This is a genomic window from Mycolicibacter hiberniae, assembly GCF_010729485.1.
In the GTDB taxonomy this organism is placed as follows: Bacteria; Actinomycetota; Actinomycetes; order Mycobacteriales; family Mycobacteriaceae; genus Mycobacterium; species Mycobacterium hiberniae.
In genome coordinates this window covers 1,707,787-1,732,331 of record NZ_AP022609.1, presented here as the reverse complement: position 1 = coordinate 1,732,331, position 24,545 = coordinate 1,707,787, and the positions used below count along the sequence as shown (strand labels likewise).

Below are 24,545 nucleotides of genomic sequence, written 5' to 3'. Positions count from 1 at the left end.
TCATGGATTTCGGGGCACTTCCGCCGGAGGTCAATTCGGCGAACATGTACGCCGGCCCCGGCTCGGCGCCGTTGCTGGCCGCCGCGGCGAACTGGGCGGCGATGGCCACCGAGCTGAACTACACCGCGACCTCCTATGCCGCGGTGATCGCCGACCTCGCGGACTCGGCCTGGCAGGGTCCCTCCGCGGCCGCCATGGTTGCGGCGGCCGCCCCGTACGCGGCGTGGCTCAAAGCCACCGCGACCGGGGCCGAAGAGACGGCGATGAAGGCCACCGCGGCGGCGGCCGCCTACGAGGCCGCCTATGCCGCAACCGTGCCGCCGCCGTTGATCGCGGCCAACCGCGCGCTGCTGGCGTCGCTGGTCGCCACCAACTTCCTGGGACAGAACGCCCCGGCGATCGCGGCGACCGAGGCGCAGTACGGCGAGATGTGGGCTCAGGACGCGGCCGCGATGTACGCCTACGCCGGCTCGTCGGCGGCTGCCAGCCAGCTGGCCCCGTTCACCGCCCCCGCGGAGACCACGAACGGCACCGGCCAGATCAGCCAGCCCGCGGCGGCGACTGCTGCCGCAGGTCAGTCGACGCTGTCGGACCTGCTCAGCCAGATTCCCGAAGCCCTGCAGAACATGACCCTGAACCCGTTGATGCTGCCCACCCAGCTATTCGAGGATTACCAGGCGATCGTCAAGACCCTGTCCACGGCGCTGAGCACCTACAACGGGCCCTACGCCACCGGATTGATCAATTCGGCCCGCGGCATCTACCAGATGTCGATCAGCATCCCGGCGGTGGCCAACTCGCTCGGCAACCTGACGTCCACGCTCAGCCCCAAGCCGATCGTCGGTGCCTTGGCGCCGTTGATGTCCAGCACCATGCTGAGCGGCTCGCACGCCGTGCCGGTGTCGGGGGCGATGGGCCGGGCGGGACTGATCGGGTCGATGTCGGTTCCGGCCAGCTGGGCGAGCGCGGTCCCGGCCGCCAAGACCGCTGCGGTGGCCCTGCAGGCCGGCGTGCTCGAGGCCGCGCCCGCCCTGGCCGCCAACGGGGAGAGCCTGCTGGCCGGCCAGATGGCGCTGTCGAGCCTCGCCGGTCGCGCGATCGGCACCCCGGTGCGTCAGGCCGCCGGAGCCGCCTCCACCCGCGCGATCAGCGCCATCAGCCACGTCACCAACACCCAGACGGGGCCGGATATCGCCACCACGGCCACCGTCATCGTCATCCCGCCGATCGCGAAATAGCGAAAGTAGGTCGCGTTCATGGTGTTCTACAGTTTTGCCGCGCAGCCCCCCGAGGTGATCTCGGGCCAGTTGTACTCCGGTCCGGGTGCTGACCCGCTGTTCGCCGCCGCGGTGGCCTGGTCGGGATTGGCCGCCGAGCTGCATGCCGCCGCGTCGTCGTACCAGGCAGCGCTGTCGGGCCTCAGTGGGGGCTGGCAGGGTCCTGCGGCGGCGGCCATGGCGGCCGCCGCGGCTCCCTATGTGACCTGGTTGTCCACCACCGCGGCGCAGGCCCAGGAGACCGCGGCCAAGGCGACGGCCGCGGCCAGCGCCTACGAATCGGCTTTCGCCGGGATCGTGCCGCCGCCGGCGATCGCGGCCAACCGCAGCCAGCTGGCCTCGCTGGTGGCCACCAACATCCTCGGCCAGAACAGCACCGCGATCGCCGCCGTCGAGGCCGAATACGGTCAGATGTGGTCGCAGGACATCTCCGCGATGCTCGGCTACGCCGGCGCCTCGGCGGCCGCCACCGACCTCACGTCATTCACCGAGCCGCCGCAGACCACCAACGCCACCGCGGGCAGTTCCGAGGCGAGCGCCCCGGTGACACCGCACGACATCCTGCAGGGCGTCCTCAAAGAGATCAACGACATGACCGCGGGCTACAACAAGGGCTGGCAGGACTTCATCGACACCGCCACCGGCGGCCCCGAGGCCCGGTCCTACCTGGAATCACACCTGGCGTTGATCTCGGGGACCAGCAGCCAGACCGCCTGGGTCAACACGGTGCACGCCAGCACCAACATGAGCATCACGCAGTTCCGGTCGGGCTACAAGGCGGTGCTGCCCGCGGTTCCCAAAGCCGCACTCGGCGGCGGCCTGACCAGCACCGGCCTGACCGCGGGCGCGGGGCTGACCAGCGCCGCCGGTGCCAGTACGGCCAGCGCGATGCGGGTCGGTGCGCTGTCGGTGCCGCCGAACTGGGCCAGCGCGACCTCGGCCATTCAGCTGGCGTCCACGTCGTTTCCCGAGACGGCGCTGGGCGCCGCACCGGCCGCGGGCGCTGTGCCGGGCATGCTGGCACCGGCGGCCCTGGGCAGCGCCGCCGGCGGCGCGCTGGGCGCTCCCGCGGCGCGCACCCGGACGGTGGCGCCGGTGGCACGCGTGGTTTCGACCAATATCGACGACCGCAACGCGCCGGTACCGCTGGACCAGGTGATCGCCCAGTTGCAGCAGACGCCGGATGTCGTGCAGCATTGGAACGTTGATCAGGCCGGCCTGGACGAGTTGGTCGCCAAGCTGTCCCTGAAGCCGGGCATTCACGCGGTGCACGTCCTCGACGACAGCGACACTGCGCTGGCGGGCACGAACTCCGCGCTCGGCTGACGCCGCGTCGATGCGCGAAACCCTTCGGTCGCTCCAGGAGATTCCCGATGAAGTTGTTGATCGTCCCGCTCGTCGCCACCGCCGCAGTGGTGCTGGCCGCGCCCGGGCACGCCTATCCCGGTACCGCAGAGCCTGACGAGGTCGACAGCGCGGAGTTCATCGCGTCGCTGAACCAGGTCGGGATCACCTTCGCCGACCCGGCTCAGGCCGTGGAAGCGGCCCGTGCGCTGTGCGGGCTGGCGGCCAACGGTGAGTCGGGCCTTGAACTGCTGACCGACATCACCGACGCCAACCCCGAGCTGACCATCCCCGACGCCGCGCGGTTCGCCGCGATCTCGGCCAAAACCTATTGCCCGCACCAGCTCAAGGGCGGCGGCGGAGCCAAGTAGCGATCCAGCCCCACCCGCGCTGGGGGCGCCCAATAGGCTGGCCGTCGTGGACGCCCGCTGGGTCCTGCACCTGGATATGGACGCGTTTTTCGCCTCCGTCGAGCAACTGACCCGCCCGACGCTGCGGGGCCGGCCGGTATTGGTCGGCGGGCTCGGGGGACGCGGCGTGGTGGCCGGGGCCAGCTACGAGGCACGAGTCTTCGGCGCCCGCTCGGCGATGCCGATGCACCAGGCCCGCAGGCTGGTGGGGGCACCGGCGGTGGTGCTGCCGCCGCGGGGCGCCGTCTACGGCATGGCCAGCCGCCGGGTCTTCGAGACCGTGCGGACCCAGATCCCGGTCGTCGAGCAGCTGTCCTTCGACGAGGCGTTCGGCGAACCGGCTGAGCTGGCCGGGGCCGACGAGGCCGAGGTCGTGCGGTACTGCGAAAGACTGCGGCGCCGGGTGCGCGAGGAGACCGGCTTGGTGGCCTCGGTCGGGGCGGGATCGGGTAAGCAGATCGCCAAGATCGCCTCCGACCTGGCCAAGCCCGACGGGGTACGGGTGGTCGGCCGAACCGAGGAACGTCTGCTGCTCGACGGGCTCCCGGTGCGGCGGCTGTGGGGGATCGGTCCGGTCGCCGAGGAGCGGCTGCACCGGCTGGGCATCGACACGATCGGTCAGCTTGCCGCGCTGAGCGACACCGAGGCGGCCGACGTTCTTGGCGCCACCGTCGGTCCGGCGCTGCACCGGCTGGCCCGCGGTATCGACGACCGCCGGGTCGCCGAACGCGCTGAGGCCAAACAGATCAGCGCCGAATCCACCTTCGCCGTCGACCTGACGACCCTGGAGCAGCTGCGGGCCGCCATCGGCCCGATCGGCGCGCACGCGCACCGCCGGCTGCTGCGCGACGGCCGCGGCGCGCGGACCGTGACGGTCAAGCTCAAGAAGGCCGACATGAGTGTGTTGACCCGCTCGGCCACCCTGCCGTTGGCCACCACCGACGCGGGCGCGCTCATGGCGGCGGCTGCCCGGTTGCTGCTCGACCCGCGCGAGATCGGCCCCATCCGACTGCTCGGCGTCGGATTCTCCGGCCTGACCGACGTTCGCCAGGAGTCGCTCTTCCCGGACCTGGAATTCCCGGATGGGGCGGCGATCCCGGACACCACCGCGCGGGAGACGCCGTCGGTGGCCGGTACGGCGTCCTGGCGCGTCGGCGACGACGTCAGGCACCGCGAGCTGGGGCACGGCTGGGTGCAGGGCGCCGGCCACGGGGTGGTCACCGTCCGATTCGAAACGCGCAGTTCAGGTCCGGGACCGGTGCGGACGTTTCCCGCGGACGAGCCCGGTATCAGCCGTGCCGACCCGGTCGACAGCCTGGACTGGGGAGACTACGTCCACGAGCAGGCCGCCGGCGACGAGTCGCCGATCAGCCCCACCGGTCGATGATCTCGGCGACCGGCCGGCCGTCGGCCAGGGCCGCCATCAGCAGAATCCGTGCCTGCGGGGGCCGCAGCCGCGGCACCACCACCGCCCCGGCCTCCACCAGGGCCCGCCCCGGTCCGTAGTCGGCGCTCACCCGTCCGTCGGGGACGCGGCTGGACACCGCGACCACCAGGCCGGCCCGGCGGTGCCGGCGAACCGCGTCGATCACCGCCGACGGCGCGTTGCCGGAACCGAGCCCGGCCAGCACCACCCCGCGTGCCCCGGCCGCCGCACAGGCATCCAGGGCCACCGAGTCCGCGCCGGCGTACAGGGCGACGACGTCCACCCGTGGCGCGGTGGCCGGGACGGCCAGGTCGGGACGGGTCTTGCGGCCGGTCAGGGTGGCCCGCCCGTCGGAGACGGTGCCCAGCAGCGGGCCGGTGAACCCGGCCAGGCCGGTCAGGGTGGTCTTCTGCAGGCCCAGCGGTGCCAGCACCCGGCCGGCGAAGCACACCAGCACCCCCATACCGCGGGCCGCCGGGGCCGCCGCCAGCGCCAACGCGTCGCGCAGATTGCCCGGCCCGTCGGCGTCGGGGGCGTCCGCGCCGCGCTGGGCGCCGGTCAGCACCACAGGGACGTCCCCGGTGTAGCCGAGCTCCAGCCACAGCGCGCCCTCTTCGCAGGTGTCGGTGCCGTGGGTGACGACCACGCCGTCGGCACCGGAGTCCACCGCGGTACCGATCGCGGCCAGGACCGCAGACCAGTCGGCCGGACCGAGCTCGGAGCTGTCGCGTGCCATCAGGTCCACCACGGTGACGTCGGCGTCACCGGCGCCGGCGAGCAGCTCCGAACCGTTGCGGCCGGGCCGCAACGCGCCGTCGCTGTCGGTGCTGCAGGAGATGGTGCCGCCGGTGGTGATGACGGTCAGGCGTGGTGACAGCATGCCGCGATCATGCCGCACGCGGGTTAAGGGATGATGGGGGTCGTGACTGAGGAGACAACCGACTCGACCGAGACGGAGGTGCAGCAGCCGGGGGAGCCCGCCGCGCCGCGCCGCCGGCTGGGACTGCTGCTGTCGGTGGCTGCGGTGGTGCTGACGGCTGACGTCGTCACCAAGGTGCTGGCGGTGAAGATGCTCACGCCGGGCCAGCCCGTGTCGATCATCGGCGACACCGTGACATGGACTCTGGTCCGCAATTCCGGCGCCGCGTTCTCGATGGCCACCAGTTACACCTGGGTGCTGACGCTGATCGCCAGCTCGGTGGTGCTCGGCATCATCTGGATGTCACGCCGCCTGGTCTCGCCGTGGTGGGCGATCGGGCTCGGGATGATCCTCGGCGGCGCACTGGGCAACCTGGTGGACCGGTTCTTCCGGGCGCCGGGGCATCTGCAGGGTCACGTGGTGGATTTCCTGTCGATCGGCTGGTGGCCGGTGTTCAACGTCGCCGACCCCGCGGTGGTGGGCGGTGCGATTCTGCTGGTGGCGCTGTCGGTGTTCGGGTTCGACTTCGACGCGGTGGGCCGCCGCCGCGCCGATGGCGGCGAGCAGGCCTGAGGCGGCTGTGACGGAACGATCGATGCCGGTCCCCGAGGGCCTGGCCGGAATGCGCGTCGACGCCGGGCTGGCACGCCTGCTGGGCCTGTCGCGGAACGTCGTGGCCACCTTGGCCGAGAACGGCGACGTGGAGCTCGACGGCGTGGCCGCGGGCAAGTCGGATCGGCTGGTCGCCGGTGCGTGGTTGCAGGTCCGGCTGCCCGAGGCGCCCCCGCCGCTGCAGAACACCCCGGCCGAGGTCGAGGGTATGACGATCCTGTACTCCGACGGCGACATCGTCGCCGTCGACAAACCCGCCGGGGTCGCCGCGCACGCGTCGGTGGGCTGGACCGGGCCCACGGTGCTGGGCGGACTGGCCGCCGCGGGCTATCGGATCACCACCTCCGGGGTTCCGGAGCGGCAGGGGATCGTGCACCGTCTGGACGTCGGAACCTCCGGGGTGATGGTGGTGGCGATCTCCGAACGGGCCTACACCGCACTCAAACGGGCGTTCAAGGCCCGCACGGTCGACAAGCGCTATCACGCGCTGGTGCAGGGCCACCCGGACCCCTCCAGCGGCACCATCGACGCCCCGATCGGCCGCCATCACGGGCCGGACTGGAAATTCGCCGTCACCGCCGACGGCCGGCACAGCATCACCCACTACGACACGGTGGAGGCCTTCGTCGCCGCCAGCCTGCTCGACGTGCACCTGGAAACCGGCCGCACCCATCAGATCCGGGTGCACTTCTCGGCGTTACGGCATCCGTGCTGCGGTGACCTGACCTACGGGGCCGACCCGACGCTGGCGCGCAAACTGGGCCTGGAACGGCAGTGGCTGCACGCCCGATCGCTGTCCTTCGCGCACCCCGGCGACGGCCGGAACATCGAGATCACCAGCGAATACCCGGCCGACCTGCAGCACGCCCTGGACGTCCTGCGGCGCTGACGGCTGCGCCTGCGAGCCCGACTCGCCGGTTGCCGGCTACGCCTGCGCCTCGCCCTCGACCGGCTTGGCCTTCGGCGGCCGGATCTTGAAGGAGATGCGCAGCTTGGTGCGGTAGACGATCCCGCCCTTGTCGTCGAGGGTGAGGTCCTGCTCGACGACCTGGGCGACCCGGATGTCGTCGATGGTCTGCTTGGCACGGTGCACCGCTTCGGCCGCGGCGTTCTCCCAAGACGAGGGGCTGGTCCCGATGATGTCGATCACCCGGTACACGCTCATGTATGACTCTCCTCCGCTTCAGGGCGAACCTCAACGTAGTGCACACCGGTGGCCGCTGTCCCGGGAAACGACGGTGCGAGAGACACGGCTCACGACACGCCCGGACTGCGTCAGCGGTCGGCCATAGACTGGCGGTCCTATGGACAGTTCATCGTCGCGGTCCTTCGTGCACCTGCATAACCACACCGAGTACTCCATGCTCGACGGCGCGGCGAAGATCGCCCCGATGCTGGCCGAGGCGCAGCGCCTCGAGATGCCCGCGATCGGGATGACCGACCACGGAAACATGTTCGGCGCCAGCGAGTTCTACAACGCGGCAACCAAGGTCGGGATCAAGCCGATCATCGGGGTGGAGGCTTACATCGCCCCGGGGTCGCGGTTCGACACCCGCCGGGTGCACTGGGGCGATCCCGGCCAGAAGAGCGACGACGTCTCCGGCGGCGGCGCCTACACGCACCTGACCATGGTCGCCGAGAACGCCACCGGTCTGCGCAACCTGTTCCGGCTCACCTCACTGGCCTCCTTCGAGGGCCAGCTCGGCAAGTGGGCGCGGATGGACGCCGAGATCATCGCCGAGCACGCCGAGGGCATCATCGCCACCACCGGCTGCCCGTCCGGAGAGGTGCAGACCCGGCTGCGGCTGGGTCAGGACCGCGAAGCGCTGGAGGCGGCGGCCCGATGGCGAGAGATCTTCGGCGCGCAGAACTACTTCCTGGAGGTGATGGACCACGGCCTGTCCATCGAGCGCCGGGTACGTGAAGGTCTGCTGGAGGTCGGCCGCAAACTCGGCATTCCGACGCTGGCCACCAACGACTGCCACTACGTCACCCGCGAGGCCGCCAGCAACCACGAAGCCCTGCTGTGCGTCCAGACCGGAAAGACCCTGTCGGATCCCACCCGGTTCAAGTTCGACGGCGACGGCTACTACCTGAAGTCGGCCGCCGAGATGCGCGCGCTGTGGGACCACGAGCTGCCCGAGGCCTGTGACTCCACCCTGCTGATCGCCGAGCGCGTGCAGTCCTACGCCGACGTCTGGGCCCCGCGCGACCGGATGCCGGTGTTCCCGGTTCCCGAGGGCCATGACCAGGGTTCCTGGCTGCGGCATGAGGTGCAGGCCGGTCTGCAGCGCCGGTTCCCGGCCGGCGTACCGCAGGAGTACACCGATCGGGCGTCCTACGAGATCGACGTCATCTGCGGCAAGGGCTTTCCGTCGTACTTCCTGATCGTGGCGGACCTGATCAACTACGCGCGCTCGATCAACATCCGGGTGGGCCCGGGCCGCGGATCGGCGGCCGGGTCACTGGTGGCCTATTCGCTGGGCATCACCAACATCGACCCGATTCCGCATGGGCTGCTCTTCGAACGGTTCCTCAACCCGGAACGGCCGTCGGCCCCTGATATCGACATCGACTTCGACGACCGTCGCCGCGGCGAGATGGTGCGCTATGCCGCCGAACGGTGGGGCAGTGACCGGGTGGCCCAGGTGATCACCTTCGGAACCATTAAAACCAAAGCTGCGCTGAAGGACTCGGCGCGCGTGAATTACGGCCAGCCGGGTTATGCGATTGCCGACCGCATCACCAAGGCGCTGCCTCCGCCGATCATGGCCAAGGACATTCCGTTGTCGGGCATCACCGACCCGAACCACGAGCGGTACAAAGAGGCCGCCGAGGTTCGCGGGCTGATCGACACCGACCCCGACGTGCGCACCATCTACGAGACGGCGCGCGGCCTGGAGGGCCTGGTCCGCAACGCCGGGGTGCACGCCTGCGCGGTCATCATGAGCTCCGAGCCGCTGATCGAGGCCATCCCGTTGTGGAAGCGGCCGCAGGACGGCGCCATCATCACCGGCTGGGACTACCCGTCGTGTGAAGAAATCGGCCTGCTGAAGATGGACTTCCTGGGCCTGCGCAACCTGACGATCATCGGTGACTGCCTGGAGAACATCAAGGCCAACCGGGGTATCGATCTGGACCTGGACACCTTGCCGTTCGACGATCCGGCCACCTACGAGCTGTTGGGCCGTGGCGACACCCTGGGGGTGTTCCAGCTCGACGGCGGCCCGATGCGTGACCTGCTGCGCCGCATGCAGCCCACCGAGTTCAACGACATCGTCGCGGTACTGGCGCTGTACCGGCCCGGCCCCATGGGCATGAACGCCCACAACGACTACGCCGACCGCAAGAACAACCGCCAGGCCGTCAAACCCATTCACCCCGAGCTCGAGGAGCCGCTGCGCGACATCCTCTCGGAGACCTACGGTCTGATCGTCTACCAAGAGCAGATCATGTTCATCGCCCAGAAGGTGGCGTCCTACACCATGGGCAAGGCCGACGCGCTGCGTAAAGCCATGGGCAAGAAGAAACTTGAAGTGCTCGAAGCCGAATACAAAGGTTTCTACGAGGGCATGACGGCCAACGGGTTCTCCGAGCGCGCGGTCAAGGCGCTGTGGGACACCATCCTCCCGTTCGCCGGTTACGCGTTCAACAAGTCGCACGCCGCCGGTTACGGTCTGGTGTCGTACTGGACGGCGTACCTCAAGGCCAACTACCCGGCCGAATACATGGCGGGCCTGCTGACGTCGGTCGGTGACGACAAGGACAAGGCCGCGGTCTACCTGGCCGACTGCCGGCGGCTGGGAATCACCGTGCTGCCGCCGGACGTCAACGAGTCCGAGCTGAATTTCGCCTCGGTGGGCGAGGACATCCGCTACGGGCTGGGTGCGGTGCGCAACGTCGGCGCCAACGTCGTCAGCTCCCTGATCGCGACCCGGACTCACAAGGGCCGCTTCACCGATTTCTCGGATTACCTGAACAAGATCGATATCGCGGCGTGCAACAAGAAGGTCACCGAGTCCTTGATCAAGGCCGGGGCCTTCGACTCGCTGGGGCACCCCCGCAAGGGCCTGTTCCTGGTCCACACCGACGCGGTGGACTCGGTGCTGGGCACCAAAAAGGCTGAGGCGGTGGGGCAGTTCGACCTGTTCGGTGGGGGAGACGGCGAAAACACCGGCGCCGACGCCGTTTTCGGTATCAAGGTGCCCGACGAGGAGTGGCCGGACAAGCACAAGCTGGCGCTGGAGCGGGAGATGCTCGGACTCTACGTCTCGGGTCACCCGCTCAACGGCATCGCGCACCTGCTGGCCGCCCAGGTCGACACCCAGATCCCGGCCATCCTGGAGGGGGACGTCGCCGCCGATACCCAGGTGCGGGTCGGCGGCATCCTGGCCTCGGTGAACCGCCGCGTCAACAAGAACGGACTGCCCTGGGCCTCAGCGCAATTGGAGGATCTTACCGGCGGCATCGAGGTGATGTTCTTTCCGCAGACCTACTCCGCTTACGGGGCCGAGGTCGCCGACGACGCGGTGGTGCTGGTCAGCGGCAAGGTGAACATCCGCGACGACCGGATCTCGCTGATCGCCAATGAGCTGGTGGTGCCGGACTTCACCGCCAATGCTCCGGATCGTCCGCTGGCGGTGAGCCTTCCCACGCGGCAGTGCACCCTGGACAAAGTCAGCGCGCTCAAGCAGGTGCTGACCCGGCATCCCGGCACGGCGCAGGTACAACTGCGGCTGATCAGCGGCGAGCGCATCACCGTACTGGAGCTGGATCCGTCGCTGCGGGTGACGCCGTCCTCGGCGCTGATGGGTGATCTCAAGGCGCTGCTGGGCCCCGGTTGCCTGGGCGGCTGACCGGCACGGCGCAACGGCGGTAGCGGGGCGCGCAGCCCTGCCCGGCGCGCACGCCTGCCGGCGGACAGCCGGCGGGTCTGGCATGTGCTGGCCGGAAAGTCCCCGGCTGTGAGGAAATTTGATGCTTTACCCAAGAGTGGTATTAGCATAGGATGTCAATGCTGTAACACAATCGTAACGTACAACGCTTGTCGAGTCGCAGGCCGGTATGAGCGCACAGGGAGGTCCTCATGGGTGGTTCGGGTCGTCTTCTCAACCTGCTCGGGATAGGCGCTGCGGCCGTGTTCGCCGCACTGATCCTTCCGACGGCGACCGCTACGGCGGCGGGCGACCCGTTCCTCGACGGAGGGACCTATGAGACGTGCAACGAGGCCGTCTGCATGGTGATGGGTGACCTGCGCGACGGCGACTGGACCTACCAGGGCGTGCGTCCGTTCATCACCGACTGGAAGGGCGACCAGCCCTACACCATCTCCTACACCGACGGTGAGAACGCGATCGATGTGGGGACCTACACCATCAAGATCGAGGACTTCTGGAACGTCTTCTACTCCACCTCGGCCTATCAGTTCGGCGACTTCGTCACCAGCCCTGACCTGCCCGAGGGCTTCGACCTGGGTGTGCTGGGCGATTACGGCTACCTGTCCGGAAGCTCGATCTACCAGATCAACATCGGTGACTTCACCAACTTGACCATCAACGGCGTGGGTCCGCACGACCTGAACTACTGGGTGATGTCCGCCGGCGACTTCGGCTACACCGTGGTGACCGACCCCATCAACTTCGCCTCCGCGGCCTACCTGTCGATCGGCGACGACGACCTGTTCCTGTGGAACAGTCTCTTCCACCCGTGGGTGCCCGAGGTGCCGGACTATCTGATCCCGGCGGATCCGTTCACCGACCTCGATTTCGACCCGGGCGATTACCTCGGCTCGTCGCTGGCGACGTTCTAGAACGCCCTGCTCAGAACTTGTAGCGCAGCACCCGTGCCCGGCCGGCGGCGGACTTGAACCGCCCGGCCAGCCGGGTCAGGGTGCGGGCGGGCTCGGGAAACGAATCCACCTCGGCTGCATGTGCCAAGCAGGCCTGCTCGACCAGGCGCAGGCGCGGCTCCCACCGCTGGGGAGTCCGCGGATCGGTGAAGCCGGGATTGGCCCACACCTGGCGCAGCAGAGTGAACATTCCGCGCGGTGCCAGCCGCATGCCCAGCGAGCTGAGTGCCCCGACCCGGCCGTAGTCGTTGAACGCCAGCTCGCCGCTGCCGAAGTGGTCGACCACCTGGCCGATCAGCGCGATCACCTGCGGCTCGGTGAGGAATGCGAACAATCCGTCGGCGATCACCATGGTGGGCCGTCCCGCCGGGATGCCCGCCGCCCAGTCCTCGCCGGTCAGGTCGGCGGCCACGGCGTGCTCGCCCGGCTGCGCCGGCACGATTTCGTTGCGCAGCGCGATCACCCGCGGCAGGTCGATGCTGTACCAGTCCACGCCGGCCGGCGGCTGCACCCGGGCCAACGGTTCGTTGAGCCCGGCGCCCACGTCGACCACGACCGCGTCGGGGTGGGCAGCGGTGTACCGACGGACCCGCTCGTCGAGCATCTTGGCCCGCAGCGCCGTCTGGCGCACCACGCTGGGCGGAATCCGCAACGCGGCGAAGTCGTAGTCGATCTGCCCCACAACCCGCTCGGAGAACGCATCACCCAGGATCGGGGCGGCGGCCCGGCAGTCCAGTGCACGCGCCGAGGCGGTCAGGAACGCTGTCTGCTCCACCGGGCTGAACTCGGAGACGGTTATCGGCATGGCCCCACCGTAAGCGATACCCACCGCCGGGATACGTAAGGGCAATGTCGCGCCCGGGCCCCGCGGCGGCGCTAACTTCGACGGCATGGACACATTGCGGGCCGCCACGCTGGTGGTGTCGGCAGACGGCGCGCTCGGCTCGATCACGCTGAACCGCCCGGACCAGCTCAACCCGCTGAGCCCCGCGACCCTGCAGGAGTTGGTGGCCGCCGCCCACTGGTTCGACGCCCGGCCGGCGGTGAAGGTGGTGATCGTTGCCGGCGCCGGCCGGGCGTTCTGCGCCGGGGCCGACCTGGCCGCGTTCGTCGCCGCCGCCCAAGACGGCGCAGCCCTGCGGGAGGCCGCCGACGCCGGCCGGCGGATGGCCGACGCCGTCGAAGCGATGCGGGCGGTGACGGTGGCCCGGCTGCACGGACACTGCGTGGGCGGTGGGGTAGTGCTGGCGGCGTGCTGCGATCTGCGGGTGGCGGCCGAGGGCACGCGCTTCTCGATTCCGGAGGTGGACCTGGGCATTCCGCTGGCCTGGGGCGGAATTCCGCGGTTGGTCCGCGAGATCGGTCCCGCGCTCACCAAGGAACTGGTGATGACCTGCCGGCCGCTGGATGCCGCCGAGGCCAAGGAAATCGGATTCCTCAATCGCCTCGTGCCGCAGGCCGATCTGGACGCCGCGGTACACGCGTTGGCTGCCCAGTTGACCGGCAAGTCCGCACTCACCCTCGGTGGCACCAAAAGGCAGGTCAACGCCGTGACGGAGGGCATGGTGGGGACCGTGCGCAGCTGGAACGACGCCGATGCGCTGGTCACCGCCCTGCAGGACCCCGAATCGCGGGCCGCCGCCGCGGCCTATCTGGAACGGACCACCCATCGTGGGGGCGGGCTCACTGCTGAGTAACAGCCAGCATCAGCCAGGCCACGGTGCACACGCCCGCGCCGGTCAGCACGGCGGCGGCGGCGCTGGAGGTCACCGCGCCCACGATCACCAGGGCCAGGAAACCGAGAGCCAGCGCGACCAGTTTGTAGGTCGGCCACGGCACGCCGGCAAGGGCCACCTGGTCCCTGGAATGCCCGCTTGCCATACCGTTAACGGTATCTGACAACCAAATATTCGGGCAACCGAACTCCGCGGCGCGGCGTTAGGGTGGATCGCATGCCGTTGAGCGGAGAATATGCACCCAGCCCCTTGGATTGGTCGCGCGCGAACGCCGAGAAATACATGGCGTCCGGTGGAACCGAGGGCACCGAGATGAAGGGCAAACCGGTGGTGTTGCTGACCACGGTCGGCGCCAAGACCGGCAAGCTGCGCAAGATCCCGCTGATGCGGGTGGAGCACGAAGGTCAGTACGCCATCGTCGCCTCGCTGGGCGGCGCGCCGAAGAACCCGGTCTGGTACTACAACGTCGCCGCGAATCCGCGGGTCGAGCTGCAGGACGGGCCGGTCACCGGGGACTACGAAGCCCGCGAGGTCTTCGGCGAGGAAAAGGCGCGGTGGTGGGAGCGTGCCGTCGAGGCATTTCCCTACTACGCCGAGTATCAGGAGAAGACCGACCGGCAGATCCCGGTTTTCGTGCTGACCCCAGTGGGCTGAACCCGCTGCTGGGTGACACCATATTGCGGTGTCCGCCGAACCACGTCGCAGCCGAGCCAGCTCCCGCCCCGGTCCGTTGACCGCGGCCGACATCGACGCGGCGGCCGAGCGGATCGGCGGCGTGGTCGCAGCCACCCCGCTGCAGCGCAATGACCGGCTCTCCGCACTGACCGGTGCCGACGTGTACCTCAAGCGCGAAGACCTGCAGTCGGTGCGTTCCTACAAGCTGCGCGGTGCCTACAACCTGCTGGTCCAGCTCAGTGACGCCGAGCTGGCCGCCGGGGTGGTGTGCTCGTCGGCCGGCAATCACGCCCAAGGCTTCGCCTACGCCTGCCGGTCGCTGGGAGTGCACGGCCGGGTGTACGTGCCGGCCAAAACCCCCAAGCAGAAGCGGGACCGCATCCGCTACCACGGCGGCGACTTCATCGAATTGATCGTCGGCGGCGCCACCTACGAGCTGGCCGCCGAGGCGGCCCTGGCCGATGTGGCTCGTACCGGGGCCACGCTGGTTCCGCCCTACGACGACCTGCGAACCATGGCCGGCCAGGGCACCATCGCGGTGGAGATCCTCGACCAGCTCGGCCGCGAGCCGGATCTGGTGGTGGTGCCGGTGGGCGGCGGTGGATGCATCTCGGGCATCACCACCTACCTGGCGGAGCGGACCGCCACCAGTGCCGTGCTGGGCGTGGAACCGGCCGGCGCCGCCTCGATGTTGGCGGCGCTGGCCGCGGGGGAACTGGTGAGCCTGGATCATGTCGACCAGTTCGTCGACGGCGCGGCCGTCCGGCGGGCCGGGGCGTTGCCCTTCTCGGTGCTGTCCGGAGCCGGCGACATGGTGTCGGTGACCGCCGTCGACGAAGGCGCGGTCTGCACCGCGATGCTCGACCTGTACCAGAACGAGGGGATCATCGCCGAACCCGCGGGAGCCCTGTCGGTGGCCGGCCTGCTGGAGGCCGAGGTCACGCCCGGCTCGACGGTGGTCTGCCTGATCTCCGGCGGCAACAACGACGTCTCGCGGTACGGCGAGATCCTGGAACGCTCCCTGGTGCACCTGGGCCTCAAGCACTATTTTCTGGTCGACTTCCCGCAGGAACCGGGCGCTTTGCGGCGTTTCCTCGACCAGATCCTCGGGCCCGGCGACGACATCACGCTGTTCGAGTACGTCAAACGCAACAACCGCGAGACCGGTGAGGCTCTGGTCGGGGTGCAGTTGGGGTCGTCGGCCGATCTCGACGGGCTGCTGGAGCGCATGCGCACCTCGGAGATCCACGTCGAGCCGCTCGAGCCCGGCTCACCGGCCTACCGCTACCTGCTGTAAAGCTCACCGGCTCTTACACAGGACGGTCAACGAGCGTCCCGGCACCGTCAGGGCCGTGCCGGCGTCGACCACCAGCTCGGTGCTGCCGGCCGGATGGGCGGTGTCGATCACCGCGGCCCACACCTGCGCGTAGTCGGCGTTGGGCGTGACGAACTCCACGGGCTCCTCGGCGGCGTTGAAACACAGCAAAAAGGAGTCGTCGACGATCCGCGCACCGCGCGCGTCCGGCTCCGGCAGTGCCTCGCCGTTGAGGAAAACCATGACGCACCTACCGAACTCGCTACCCCAGTCCTGCTGGGTCATCTCATGGCCGGCCGGGGTGAGCCAGGCGATGTCGCGCACCTCGTCGCCGCCGCGGATCGGTCTGCCCTCGAAGAACCGGCGCCTGCGGAAAACCGGGTGCGCGGTGCGCAACGCGGTCATGGTGCGGGTGAACGCCACCTGATCGGCGTTGCGCTCGAGCAGAGTCCAGTCCATCCAGGACAATTCGGAATCCTGGCAGTAGACGTTGTTGTTGCCGCGTTGGGAGCGGCCCATCTCGTCACCGTGCGCGATCATCGGGGTGCCCTGGCTGATCAGCAGGGTCGCCATGATGTTGCGGGCCTGGTGCGCCCGCAGCGCCAGGATGGCCGGGTCGTCGGTCGGGCCCTCGGCGCCGCAGTTCCACGACCGATTGTGACTCTCGCCGTCGCGGTTGTCTTCGCCGTTGGCTTCGTTGTGTTTCTCGTTGTAGGACACCAGGTCTGCCAGCGTGAACCCGTCGTGGCAGGTGACGAAGTTGATGCTGGCGCCGGGGCGGCGCCCGGTGGCCTCGTACAGGTCTGAGGAGCCGGTGAGCCGGGAGGCGAACTCGCCGAGCGTCTCGGGTTCGCCGCGCCAGTAGTCGCGCACGGTGTCCCGGTACTTGCCGTTCCATTCCGTCCACAGCCCGGGGAAGTTGCCCACCTGGTAGCCGCCCTCGCCGACATCCCAGGGCTCCGCGATGAGCTTGACCTGACTGACCACCGGGTCCTGCTGCACCAGATCGAAGAACGCCGACAGTCGGTCGACGTCGTGCAGCTCGCGCGCCAGGGTCGAGGCCAGATCGAAGCGGAAGCCGTCGACGTGCATCTCGGTCACCCAATAGCGCAGCGAGTCCATGATCAGCTGCAGGGTGTGGGGATGGCGGGCATTGAGACTGTTGCCGGTTCCGGTGTAGTCGGTGTAGTGCCGCAGATCGGCTTCGTCGAGCCGGTAGTAGGCGGCGTTGTCGATACCGCGGAAGTTGAGCGTGGGCCCCAAGTGGTTGCCCTCGGCGGTGTGGTTGTAGACCACGTCGAGGATCACCTCGATGCCCGCCTCGTGGAACGAGCGCACCATCGCCTTGAATTCGGCGACCGCACCGCCGGGCCGCCGGTTGGCTGCGTACTCGTTGTGCGGCGCAAAGAACCCGAAGGTGTTGTATCCCCAGTAGTTCCGCAGTCCCAGCTCCAGCAGTCGCTGGTCGTGCAGGAACTGGTGGACCGGCATCACTTCGATGGCCGTCACGTTCAGCGACTTGAGGTGGTCCACGACCACCGGGTGCGCCAGTCCGGCGTAGGTGCCGCGCATTTCGGGCGGGATGCCCGGGTGCGTCTGCGTCATGCCTTTGACGTGCGCCTCGTAGATGATGGTCTGGTGGTAGGGGGTGCGCGGTGCCCGGTCGTTCGCCCAGTCGAAGAACGGGTTGATCACGACGCTCGTCATGGTGTGGCCCAGCGAGTCCAGTCCGGGCGCAGGGCGATCGCCGTCGGGGTCGGACAGGTCGTAGGAGAACAGTTCGGGACCGAAGTCGAACCCGCCGTGAAAGGCCTTCCCGTACGGGTCCAGCAGCAGCTTGCCCGGATCGCAGCGCTGACCGGCGGACGGGTTGAACGGTCCGTGCACCCGGAAACCGTAGTGCTGGCCGGGACCGATTCCGGGTAGGTAGGCGTGCCAGACATAGCCGTCCACCTCGTCGAGGCAGATCCGGGTCTCGGTGTGGTCGCGGGCGTCGACCAGGCACAGTTCCACCCGTTCGGCTACTTCGGAGAACACCGCGAAGTTGGTGCCGGCGCCGTCGTACACCGCGCCGAGGGGGTAGCTGCTTCCGGGCCAGACCGCCGGCGCGGACACAGTGGGCTCGGGGCCCGGCTCAGCCGGCGACATCGCTTGACCTTATCCGCTTTCCCGGCATACGCCGCCGAGCGCGGCTTGGTTCACCACCAGCCGGTGGCCGCGCCCATCTGACGACCGAGCTCTCCGGTCATGGTGCGCATGTAGGTGGCCGACAGGTGGTGCGAGTCGTGGTAGACCAGCACATTGCCCTCGACGGCGCGGCAGACTTCCTTGTCGCAGACGGCGTCGGACAGGTCCAGCGGCTTGAGCAGCGGGAACTTGCCGACGAAGTCCAGGGTGGGGTTGCGCTCGACGAGGACCTCCGAGCGTTTGATCCCGCAGGACTCCGCGTCTCCGCCGGAGGCCAGGCAGTCCGCCGGTTTGAACGGGTCCCCGTCCCGGACCAACCACGGCGTGTCGCGCACGCCGAGGATCGGAATATCGTTGTCCGACAGCTGCTTCCAGATCCCGATGTAGGTGGCGGGCATGACATCGCCCGGCTTGATGTTCCAGGGCCGGGTGGCGGTGGTGAACACGAAGTCCGGCCGGTCGGCGATCAGCTTGTCCATGGTCTTGCGCACCCAGTCGTAGCACTGCGGGTAGGGCGCGTTGTTGCCCATGATCAGCGGAACCTTCTCGGTGGACAGCGGACAGCCCATCTTGAGGTAGGTGACCACCTTGAAGTGGTGCCGCTGGCCGAGGATGTCCAGGGCCGGCAGCCAGTGTTCGGCGTGCGATCCGCCGGCGAGCGCGACGGTGCGAGTCGCCTCGGGATCCCCGTAGGTGCAGTTGATCAGGTCCGGATTTGTGAAGGTGCTGATACAGCCGTCCCGGGTGGACCGCGGCAGGTCCTTCTTGGCCTCCAGGATGGTGGGCCGCATCCGCAGTTTGGGCACCCGCTTGTGCTTGAGCAGCGCGCGGGCGCCGGGGTAGTCGTCCTTGCTGAGCTTGACCAGTTCGGTGCCGCTGGCCCGCTGTACGGTGACGTGCTCACGCCAGGAGAACGATGTCGCCGTCAACGTGACTCCCAGCAGCACCACCGTCGAGCCCAGCACCATGGTGGGCCGGCGCCACCAGCCGGCCGCAGGCCTGCGCCAGCGGGGCCGCACCACCGGTGCCGGGTCGGCGCCGACCGGGTTGCGATAGCGCAGCGGGTCCTCGACGAACCGGGTGGTCAGGTAGGCCAGCACCGCCGACAGCGCCAGGATCACCGCGCCGTCGAGCAGGCCGGCTTCGCGGTTCCCGCTGTAGGACAGCCAGAAGATCAGCAGCGGCCAGTGCCACAGGTACAGCGAGTAGGCCATCGACCCCAGCGTCACCAGCGGCGCCGAGGCCAGCCACCGGTTGGGCCATGCCAGTTTGGCGGCGGTGCTCGGCTGGGCGGCCCGGTTGGCGCCGGCCAGGATGAACGCCACGGTGGCACCCACCGGTACCAGTGCCCACGGGCCGGGGAACTCCCGAACTCCCTCGATCAGCGCCCCGCAGCTCAAGATGGCGGCCAGCGCGACGGTGGCGACCACGGTGCGCAGCCACATCGGCCAGCGAATGTAGGGGACCAGGGCCCCGGCCAGCACGCCGATCAGCAGTTCCCAGGCGCGGGCGAAACTGTTGTAGTAGGCCAGGGTCTGGTTGGCCTGGTGCGCGACGATCGCATACCAGAACGAGGCCACCGTCAGCGCGGTGATCAACACGACGAACGCGGCCCGCAGATGGCTGCCCAGCATCCGCCTGAGCAGGTAGGCGAAGCCGAAGACCAGCAGCAGGAAGCTGAGGTAGAACTGGCCCTGCACCGACATGGACCAGATGTGCTGCAGCGGGCTCACGGCCTCGCCGGCCTGCAGGTAGTCCGCGGCGCTGCGCGCCAGTTCCCAGTTCTGGTAGTACCCCAGGCTGGCCAGGCTCTGATCGGCGAAGGTCTCCCAGCGGGTCTGCGGCTGGATGAGGATGGTCAGCACGGCGCAGGCGGCCAGCACCACCACCAGCGCGGGCAGCAGCCGGCGGACCAGCCGGATCAGGTCGGGGATCGGCGACAGCGACGAACCGGGTTTGAGGGCGACCCGCAGCAGCTTTCCGCCGAAGAAGAAGCCCGAGAGCGCCAGGAAGACGTCGACCCCGCCGGAGACCCGGCCGAACCAGACGTGGAACACCGCGACCAAGGCGATGGCGACGCCCCGCAGACCGTCGAGGTCGTGACGGTAGAAGCCCGCTTTGCGGGTGCCCATCGTGGCGGCCGGCCCAGGGGTTGAAACCGGCGCCGCGGCAGATCCCGCGACAGGAGTTACCGCCGGTCGGGAGGGAGACAGGGCAATCATGATCGCCCGACAATCTACCTAATCGTCCTGGGGAAACCGCACTCCGCGCGTTGTGATGTCCATCGAGCGGGTTCTGGTACCTCCCGAGAGCCTCAGCCGAGCACCCGGGTCAGGTACGGGACCATGTTGGTGGTGCGGGCCGGGGAGACCGTCACGGCGGGGCTGGTGCCCTCGATCATCTGGTTGTTGCCCAGGTACAGCGCGACGCTCTGCGAGCCACCCGGGCCGTAGCACAGCAGGTCGCCGGGGCGGGCCTGCGCGGGCGGCACCTTCTGGCCGACACTGCACTGCTCGCCGGAGGTGCGGGGCATCTTGATGCCGGCGCCGGCGAACGCGTACTGGATCAGGCCCGAGGCGTCGAAGCCGACGGTGGTGGTGTCTGCGAAGTCGTCGCTGGGCGCCAGCGTGGTGCCCGGCAGGCCCGCGGTGGTGCTGCCGGTCGTGAGTGGACCGGTGGGCAGGGCGCGGCCGGTGAGGTCGGTCAGCGCGCTGCGGGTGGTGGCGGCCCGGGCGCGGGCGCTGTTGGTGGGCCCGTTGATGTCGCCGCCGCCGTAGACGAAGGGCACTCCGCGCTGCGACAGGGCCCGCTGGATCACCCGCTCGATGAGCTGGTTCTGGGTGGTCTGCGAAAGCGGGTCGGCGTAGGCCGGCGCCGCACCCAGCGCCGGGGCCAGGGCCGCCGCCAGTGCGATCGCGGTAGCGCAGACGCGTTTCATCGGTGCAACCCCCAATTTCTCGGGCCGATTTTCACGGCAGTATCACTAATCACTTCTGTCACAGAGGTTACCTGCCGTGTACGCATGCGCACCGGTCGTGGGAGAGAAATTGCGCAACCTGTGACCCAACGGTTACGCCACCGGCCACTACTGTCGTCAGGCATGTCCGCGTTGACTCCCGACCAGATCAGCGCCATCGACGCCGCCCATCTCTGGCACCCGTACAGCACTATCGGCGCCGAGACCCTGCGGCCGGCGGTGGTGCTGGGCGCCCGCGGCGCGTATCTGACGCTGGCCGGCGACGACGCGGGACACGACGTGCTCGACGCGATGAGTTCCTGGTGGGCGGCGATCCACGGCCACGGCCACCCTGCCCTGGATGCCGCGGCCACCGCACAGCTGGCCACCATGAGCCACGTGATGTTCGGCGGCCTCACCCATGAGCCCGCCGCCCGACTGGCCAAGCTGCTGGTCGAGATCACCCCGGCCGGGCTGGACACCGTGTTCTTCTCCGATTCCGGGTCGGTGTCGGTGGAAGTCGCAGTCAAGATGGCGTTGCAGTACTGGCGCGCTCGCGGCCGCCCGGCCAAACACCGGCTGATGACCTGGCGCGGTGGTTACCACGGGGACACCTTCACCCCGATGAGCATTTGCGACCCCGACGGCGGCATGCACTCGCTGTGGCGCGACGTCCTGGCGGACCAGGTGTTCGCCCCACAGGTGCCGCGCCACTACGACCCGGCCTACAGCGCCGCCTTCGAGGCCCAACTGGAACAGCACCGCGACGAGGTGGCTGCGGTGGTCGTCGAGCCGGTGGTGCAGGGCGCCGGCGGAATGCGGTTCCACGATCCGCGCTACCTGACCGATCTGCGGGACGCCTGCACCCGCCAGGGCGTGCTGCTGATTTTCGACGAGATCGCCACCGGTTTCGGCCGCGCCGGCGAACTGTTCGCCGCCGACCATGCCGGGGTCAGCCCCGACATCATGTGTGTGGGTAAGGCGCTGACCGGCGGCTACCTCAGCCTGGCCGCAACGCTGTGCAGCGCGGAGGTCGCCCACACCATCAGCAGTGGCGAGGCCGGCGCCCTGATGCACGGCCCGACGTTCATGGCCAACCCGCTGGCCTGCGCAGTCTCGGTCGCCAGCACCGAACTGTTGTTGAGCCAGGACTGGCGAGCGGCGGTCGCCGGGATCGGGGCCGGGCTGACCGACGCCCTGGACCCCGCACGGGAGCTGCCCGGCGTCGCCGACGTGCGGGTCTGTGGCGCCATCGGGGTCATCGAATGCCGGCAACCGGTGGACCTGGCCGTCGCCACGCCGGTCGCACTGGAGCATGGGGTGTGGCTGCGGCCCTTCCGCAACCTGGTCTACGCGATGCCGCCGTATGTGTGTACGCCCGACGAGATCGCCCGCATCGGCGGCGCGATGGTGGCCGTGGCGCATGCCTTAGCCTGAACGGTGTTCAAGTCGCCTCGAGACAGCACAGGGAGCACCGCGTGACCCGCACCGATCTGTCACCACTGGCCTGGCTGGCCGAGGTGGCGAAGCGGCGCCGGAAGGACGGCCTGCGGCGTTCCCTGCGGGTGCGGCCCGTCGTCGCGACCGAGCTGGACCTGGCGTCCAACGACTACCTGGGCCTGGCCACGCACCCCGCCGTCATCGCCGGCGGCATCGAGGCCCTGCAGACCTGGGGTGGCGGCGCCGGCGGATCCCGGCTGGTGACCGGCAACACCGAACTTCATCAGCGCTTCGAACAGCAGTTGGCCGACTTCGTGGGCGCGCCCGCCGGGCTGGTCTTCTCGTCGGGCTACACCGCCAACCTGGGCGCGGTGGTCAGCCTGTCCGGCCCGGGCGCACTGGTGGTGTCCGACGCCTACTGCCACGCCTCGCTGGTCGACGCGTGCCGGCTGTCCCGGTCCCGGGTCGTGGTCACCGAGCACCGCGACGTCGACGCTGTGGCCGCCGCGCTGGCCTCGCGCGCCGAAGACCGCGCCGTGGTCCTGACCGAGTCGGTGTTCAGCACCGACGGAGCGCTGGCCCCGCTGCGGCAGCTGCACGAGGTATGCCGCCGTCACGGTGCGCTGCTGATCGTCGACGAGGCGCACGCGCTGGGGGTGCGCGGCACGGGCGGCCGCGGGCTGGTGCACGAATCCGGGCTGGCCGCCGCACCCGACATCGTGATCACCACGACCTTGTCCAAGGCGCTGGGCAGCCAGGGCGGGGCGGTGCTGGGGCCGGTGGAGGTGCGCGACCACCTGATCGACACGGCCCGCTCGTTCATCTTCGACACCGGTCTGGCCCCGGCGGCACTCGGTTCGGCCTCGGCTGCCCTGGACGTGCTGATCGCCGAGCCGTCGCGCGCCACCGACGTGCTGCGGCACGCCGCCGTGCTGGCCGAGATCTGCGGGGTGGGCCCGCAGCCGGAATCCGCCGTGGTCTCGGTCGTTCTGGGCGACCCGGAGGTGGCGGTGGCGGCAGCGGCCGCGTGCCTGGATGCCGGCGTGCGGGTGGGCTGCTTCCGGCCGCCGACCGTGCCGGCCGGCACGTCGCGGCTGCGGTTGACCGCGCGGGCGTCGCTGACCGATGCCGATCTGGAGCTGGCCCGACGGGTGCTGCAGGAGGTCCTGCGCGATCACCCCGCCGTGGCGTCGTTATGACCGTCCTGGTCATCACCGGCACGGGCACCGGGGTGGGCAAGACGATCGCCACCGCGGCACTGGCCTGCGCCGCCCGCCAAGCGGGCCTGGATGTGGCGGTCTGCAAGCCGGTCCAAACCGGCACCGCCGACGGCGACGACGACCTTGCCGAGGTCGGCCGGCTGTCGGGGGCGACCGAACTGTTCGCCGGCGCCCGTTACCCGGCGCCGCTGGCCCCGGCGGCCGCGGCCGAGCAGGCCGGGTCGGCACTGCCGAGCCGCACGGCCCTGGTGACGATGATCCGCGCCGCCGACCGCCCGAACCGGCTGACCCTGGTGGAGGGCGCTGGCGGCCTGCTGGTCGAGCTGGCTGCCGACGGGGTCACCCTGCGCGACGTGGCTGTCGATCTCGGCGCGGCCGTGCTGGTGGTGGTCGGCGCTGAACTGGGCACCCTCAACCACACCGCGCTGACCCTGGAATCGCTTGGCAACCAAGGGCTGTCGTGTGCCGGATTGGTGATCGGCAGCTGGCCCGAGCGGCCCGATCTGGCGGCCGCCGGCAACCGCGGCGCGCTGGCCCGCCACGCGCCGGTACGCGCGGTGCTGCCGGCCGGATCCGCGGCACTGGATGCCGCGCAGTTCGCCGCCATGAGCAGAGCCGCGTTCGATCCCGACTGGGTGCGCAGCCTGGCGGGCTGATGGTCCACTCGATCGAGCTGGTCTTCGACGCCGACAGCGAGAACGCGGTGCGGCGGACCTGGAGCGAGCTGGCCGCGGCCGGCCTGCCCGGCCAGGCCCCGGCGGCTCGACCGCACGTCACCCTGGTGGTCGCCGAGCGCATCGATCCGCGCGTCGACGCCGCCCTGGTCGCGGCGGCCCCACGCCTGCCCGTGGACGCCCGACTGGGCGCGACGCTGATCTTCGGCCGCTCGCACGCCGTGCTGGCCCGCCTGGTGGTGCCGACGGCCGAACTGCTGGCTCTGCACGAGCTCGTCTACCGGTTGTCGGCACCGCATCTGGAACCCGGCCCACTGGCTCACGTGGCACCCGGCCAATGGACCCCGCACGTCACGCTGGCCCGCCGGGTCGGCCCGGCCCAACTGGGCGCGGCGCAGCGCATCGCCGGCCGCCCCGAGGTCGCCGGCCGGTTTGTCGGGTTGCGGCGCTGGGACGGCAAGTCCCGCACCGAAACGCCGATCCCGTGACAGCGAGCCGGCGCGAAA

General features: G+C 69.7%; 22 protein-coding genes. 15 read left to right on the top strand and 7 right to left on the bottom strand.

Annotation, left to right across the window (positions count from 1 at the left end; all coding sequences use genetic code 11):
- Positions 1–2: 2 nt before the first annotated feature.
- From G6N14_RS08155 to G6N14_RS08140, 4 genes are read left to right on the top strand one after another with little or no spacing between them, the layout of a single operon-like run.
- Complete coding sequence (locus G6N14_RS08155; RefSeq protein WP_085135414.1) at positions 3–1,238, top strand: PPE family protein; 1,236 nt, start codon at positions 3–5, stop codon at positions 1,236–1,238.
- 18 nt (positions 1,239–1,256) lie between these two features.
- A complete protein-coding gene (locus G6N14_RS08150; RefSeq protein ID WP_085135413.1) occupies positions 1,257–2,603 on the top strand; it encodes a PPE family protein in 1,347 nt (448 codons plus the stop codon).
- 47 nt (positions 2,604–2,650) lie between these two features.
- Positions 2,651–2,992 (top strand): DUF732 domain-containing protein, encoded by a 342-nt coding sequence (locus G6N14_RS08145; protein ID WP_085135412.1) that lies wholly within the window; start codon positions 2,651–2,653, stop codon positions 2,990–2,992.
- A gap of 46 nt (positions 2,993–3,038) precedes the next feature.
- Complete coding sequence (locus G6N14_RS08140; RefSeq protein WP_085135411.1) at positions 3,039–4,418, top strand: DNA polymerase IV; 1,380 nt, start codon at positions 3,039–3,041, stop codon at positions 4,416–4,418.
- Here G6N14_RS08140 and G6N14_RS08135 read toward each other — a convergent pair.
- The gene (locus G6N14_RS08135) at positions 4,399–5,337 is read right to left on the bottom strand and encodes an asparaginase (RefSeq protein WP_085135410.1); all 939 of its coding nucleotides are present in this window, start codon (positions 5,335–5,337) and stop codon (positions 4,399–4,401) included. The genes G6N14_RS08140 and G6N14_RS08135 overlap by 20 nt on opposite strands.
- Positions 5,338–5,367: 30 nt before the next feature.
- Here G6N14_RS08135 and lspA point away from each other — a divergent pair, with 30 nt between their 5' ends.
- Positions 5,368–5,949 carry a signal peptidase II gene (gene lspA / locus G6N14_RS08130; protein WP_085135409.1) on the top strand — a complete coding sequence of 194 codons (582 nt, stop codon included), beginning with the start codon at positions 5,368–5,370 and terminating at the stop codon, positions 5,947–5,949.
- A gap of 22 nt (positions 5,950–5,971) precedes the next feature.
- The gene (locus G6N14_RS08125; RefSeq protein WP_179960816.1) at positions 5,972–6,877 is read left to right on the top strand and encodes an RluA family pseudouridine synthase; all 906 of its coding nucleotides are present in this window, start codon (positions 5,972–5,974) and stop codon (positions 6,875–6,877) included.
- 36 nt (positions 6,878–6,913) lie between these two features.
- Here the strand turns inward: G6N14_RS08125 and G6N14_RS08120 are convergent, their stop codons facing one another.
- The gene (locus G6N14_RS08120) at positions 6,914–7,153 is read right to left on the bottom strand and encodes a dodecin family protein (protein WP_085135408.1); all 240 of its coding nucleotides are present in this window, start codon (positions 7,151–7,153) and stop codon (positions 6,914–6,916) included.
- Between the two features lie 139 nt (positions 7,154–7,292).
- Here G6N14_RS08120 and dnaE point away from each other — a divergent pair, with 139 nt between their 5' ends.
- Positions 7,293–10,844 (top strand): DNA polymerase III subunit alpha, encoded by a 3,552-nt coding sequence (gene dnaE, locus G6N14_RS08115; RefSeq protein ID WP_085135407.1) that lies wholly within the window; start codon positions 7,293–7,295, stop codon positions 10,842–10,844.
- A 230-nt stretch (positions 10,845–11,074) separates the two neighbouring features.
- Positions 11,075–11,797, top strand: coding sequence for a hypothetical protein (locus G6N14_RS08110; protein WP_133054900.1), 723 nt, complete (start codon positions 11,075–11,077; stop codon positions 11,795–11,797).
- A gap of 10 nt (positions 11,798–11,807) precedes the next feature.
- On the opposite strand, the gene G6N14_RS08105 is transcribed toward G6N14_RS08110, so the two are convergent.
- A complete protein-coding gene (locus G6N14_RS08105) occupies positions 11,808–12,641 on the bottom strand; it encodes a class I SAM-dependent methyltransferase (RefSeq protein ID WP_085135405.1) in 834 nt (277 codons plus the stop codon).
- A gap of 85 nt (positions 12,642–12,726) precedes the next feature.
- On the opposite strand from G6N14_RS08105, the gene G6N14_RS08100 reads away from it, so the two are divergent.
- The gene (locus tag G6N14_RS08100; RefSeq protein WP_085135404.1) at positions 12,727–13,533 is read left to right on the top strand and encodes an enoyl-CoA hydratase/isomerase family protein; all 807 of its coding nucleotides are present in this window, start codon (positions 12,727–12,729) and stop codon (positions 13,531–13,533) included.
- On the opposite strand, the gene G6N14_RS08095 is transcribed toward G6N14_RS08100, so the two are convergent.
- Entirely contained in the window at positions 13,520–13,717 is a 198-nt protein-coding gene (locus G6N14_RS08095) for a hypothetical protein (protein WP_085135403.1), read from the bottom strand. The two genes, G6N14_RS08100 and G6N14_RS08095, sit on opposite strands and share 14 nt — an antisense overlap.
- 71 nt (positions 13,718–13,788) lie before the next feature.
- Here G6N14_RS08095 and G6N14_RS08090 point away from each other — a divergent pair, with 71 nt between their 5' ends.
- Positions 13,789–14,226: a nitroreductase family deazaflavin-dependent oxidoreductase gene (locus G6N14_RS08090; protein WP_085135402.1), complete on the top strand. Its 438-nt coding sequence runs from the start codon at positions 13,789–13,791 to the stop codon at positions 14,224–14,226.
- Positions 14,227–14,254: 28 nt separating this feature from the next.
- Complete coding sequence (ilvA, locus tag G6N14_RS08085) at positions 14,255–15,544, top strand: threonine ammonia-lyase IlvA (protein WP_085135401.1); 1,290 nt, start codon at positions 14,255–14,257, stop codon at positions 15,542–15,544.
- 3 nt (positions 15,545–15,547) lie between these two features.
- On the opposite strand, the gene glgX is transcribed toward ilvA, so the two are convergent.
- The 3 genes from glgX to ripD all read right to left on the bottom strand — a co-directional run bounded on the left by glgX (position 15,548) and on the right by ripD (position 20,687).
- Positions 15,548–17,710 (bottom strand): glycogen debranching protein GlgX, encoded by a 2,163-nt coding sequence (gene glgX, locus G6N14_RS08080; RefSeq protein WP_085135400.1) that lies wholly within the window; start codon positions 17,708–17,710, stop codon positions 15,548–15,550.
- A 50-nt stretch (positions 17,711–17,760) separates the two neighbouring features.
- Positions 17,761–19,971 carry an acetyltransferase SucT gene (locus G6N14_RS08075; RefSeq protein ID WP_179960815.1) on the bottom strand — a complete coding sequence of 737 codons (2,211 nt, stop codon included), beginning with the start codon at positions 19,969–19,971 and terminating at the stop codon, positions 17,761–17,763.
- A 92-nt stretch (positions 19,972–20,063) separates the two neighbouring features.
- Positions 20,064–20,687 carry an NlpC/P60 family peptidoglycan-binding protein RipD gene (ripD, locus tag G6N14_RS08070; protein WP_085135398.1) on the bottom strand — a complete coding sequence of 208 codons (624 nt, stop codon included), beginning with the start codon at positions 20,685–20,687 and terminating at the stop codon, positions 20,064–20,066.
- Positions 20,688–20,849: 162 nt separating this feature from the next.
- Here ripD and G6N14_RS08065 point away from each other — a divergent pair, with 162 nt between their 5' ends.
- Genes G6N14_RS08065 through G6N14_RS08050 form a run of 4 tightly spaced genes read left to right on the top strand, consistent with a single transcriptional unit; the run spans position 20,850 to position 24,527 of the window.
- Positions 20,850–22,142 carry an adenosylmethionine--8-amino-7-oxononanoate transaminase gene (locus G6N14_RS08065; protein ID WP_109559782.1) on the top strand — a complete coding sequence of 431 codons (1,293 nt, stop codon included), beginning with the start codon at positions 20,850–20,852 and terminating at the stop codon, positions 22,140–22,142.
- Positions 22,143–22,183: 41 nt separating this feature from the next.
- Positions 22,184–23,344 carry an 8-amino-7-oxononanoate synthase gene (locus tag G6N14_RS08060; protein WP_085135397.1) on the top strand — a complete coding sequence of 387 codons (1,161 nt, stop codon included), beginning with the start codon at positions 22,184–22,186 and terminating at the stop codon, positions 23,342–23,344.
- Positions 23,341–24,021 (top strand): dethiobiotin synthase, encoded by a 681-nt coding sequence (bioD, locus tag G6N14_RS08055; protein WP_085135396.1) that lies wholly within the window; start codon positions 23,341–23,343, stop codon positions 24,019–24,021. Before G6N14_RS08060 ends, bioD begins: the two co-directional genes overlap by 4 nt.
- Positions 24,021–24,527: a 2'-5' RNA ligase family protein gene (locus tag G6N14_RS08050; RefSeq protein ID WP_085135395.1), complete on the top strand. Its 507-nt coding sequence runs from the start codon at positions 24,021–24,023 to the stop codon at positions 24,525–24,527. The genes bioD and G6N14_RS08050 overlap by 1 nt, the downstream gene beginning before the upstream one ends.
- The last annotated feature ends 18 nt before the right edge of the window (positions 24,528–24,545 follow it).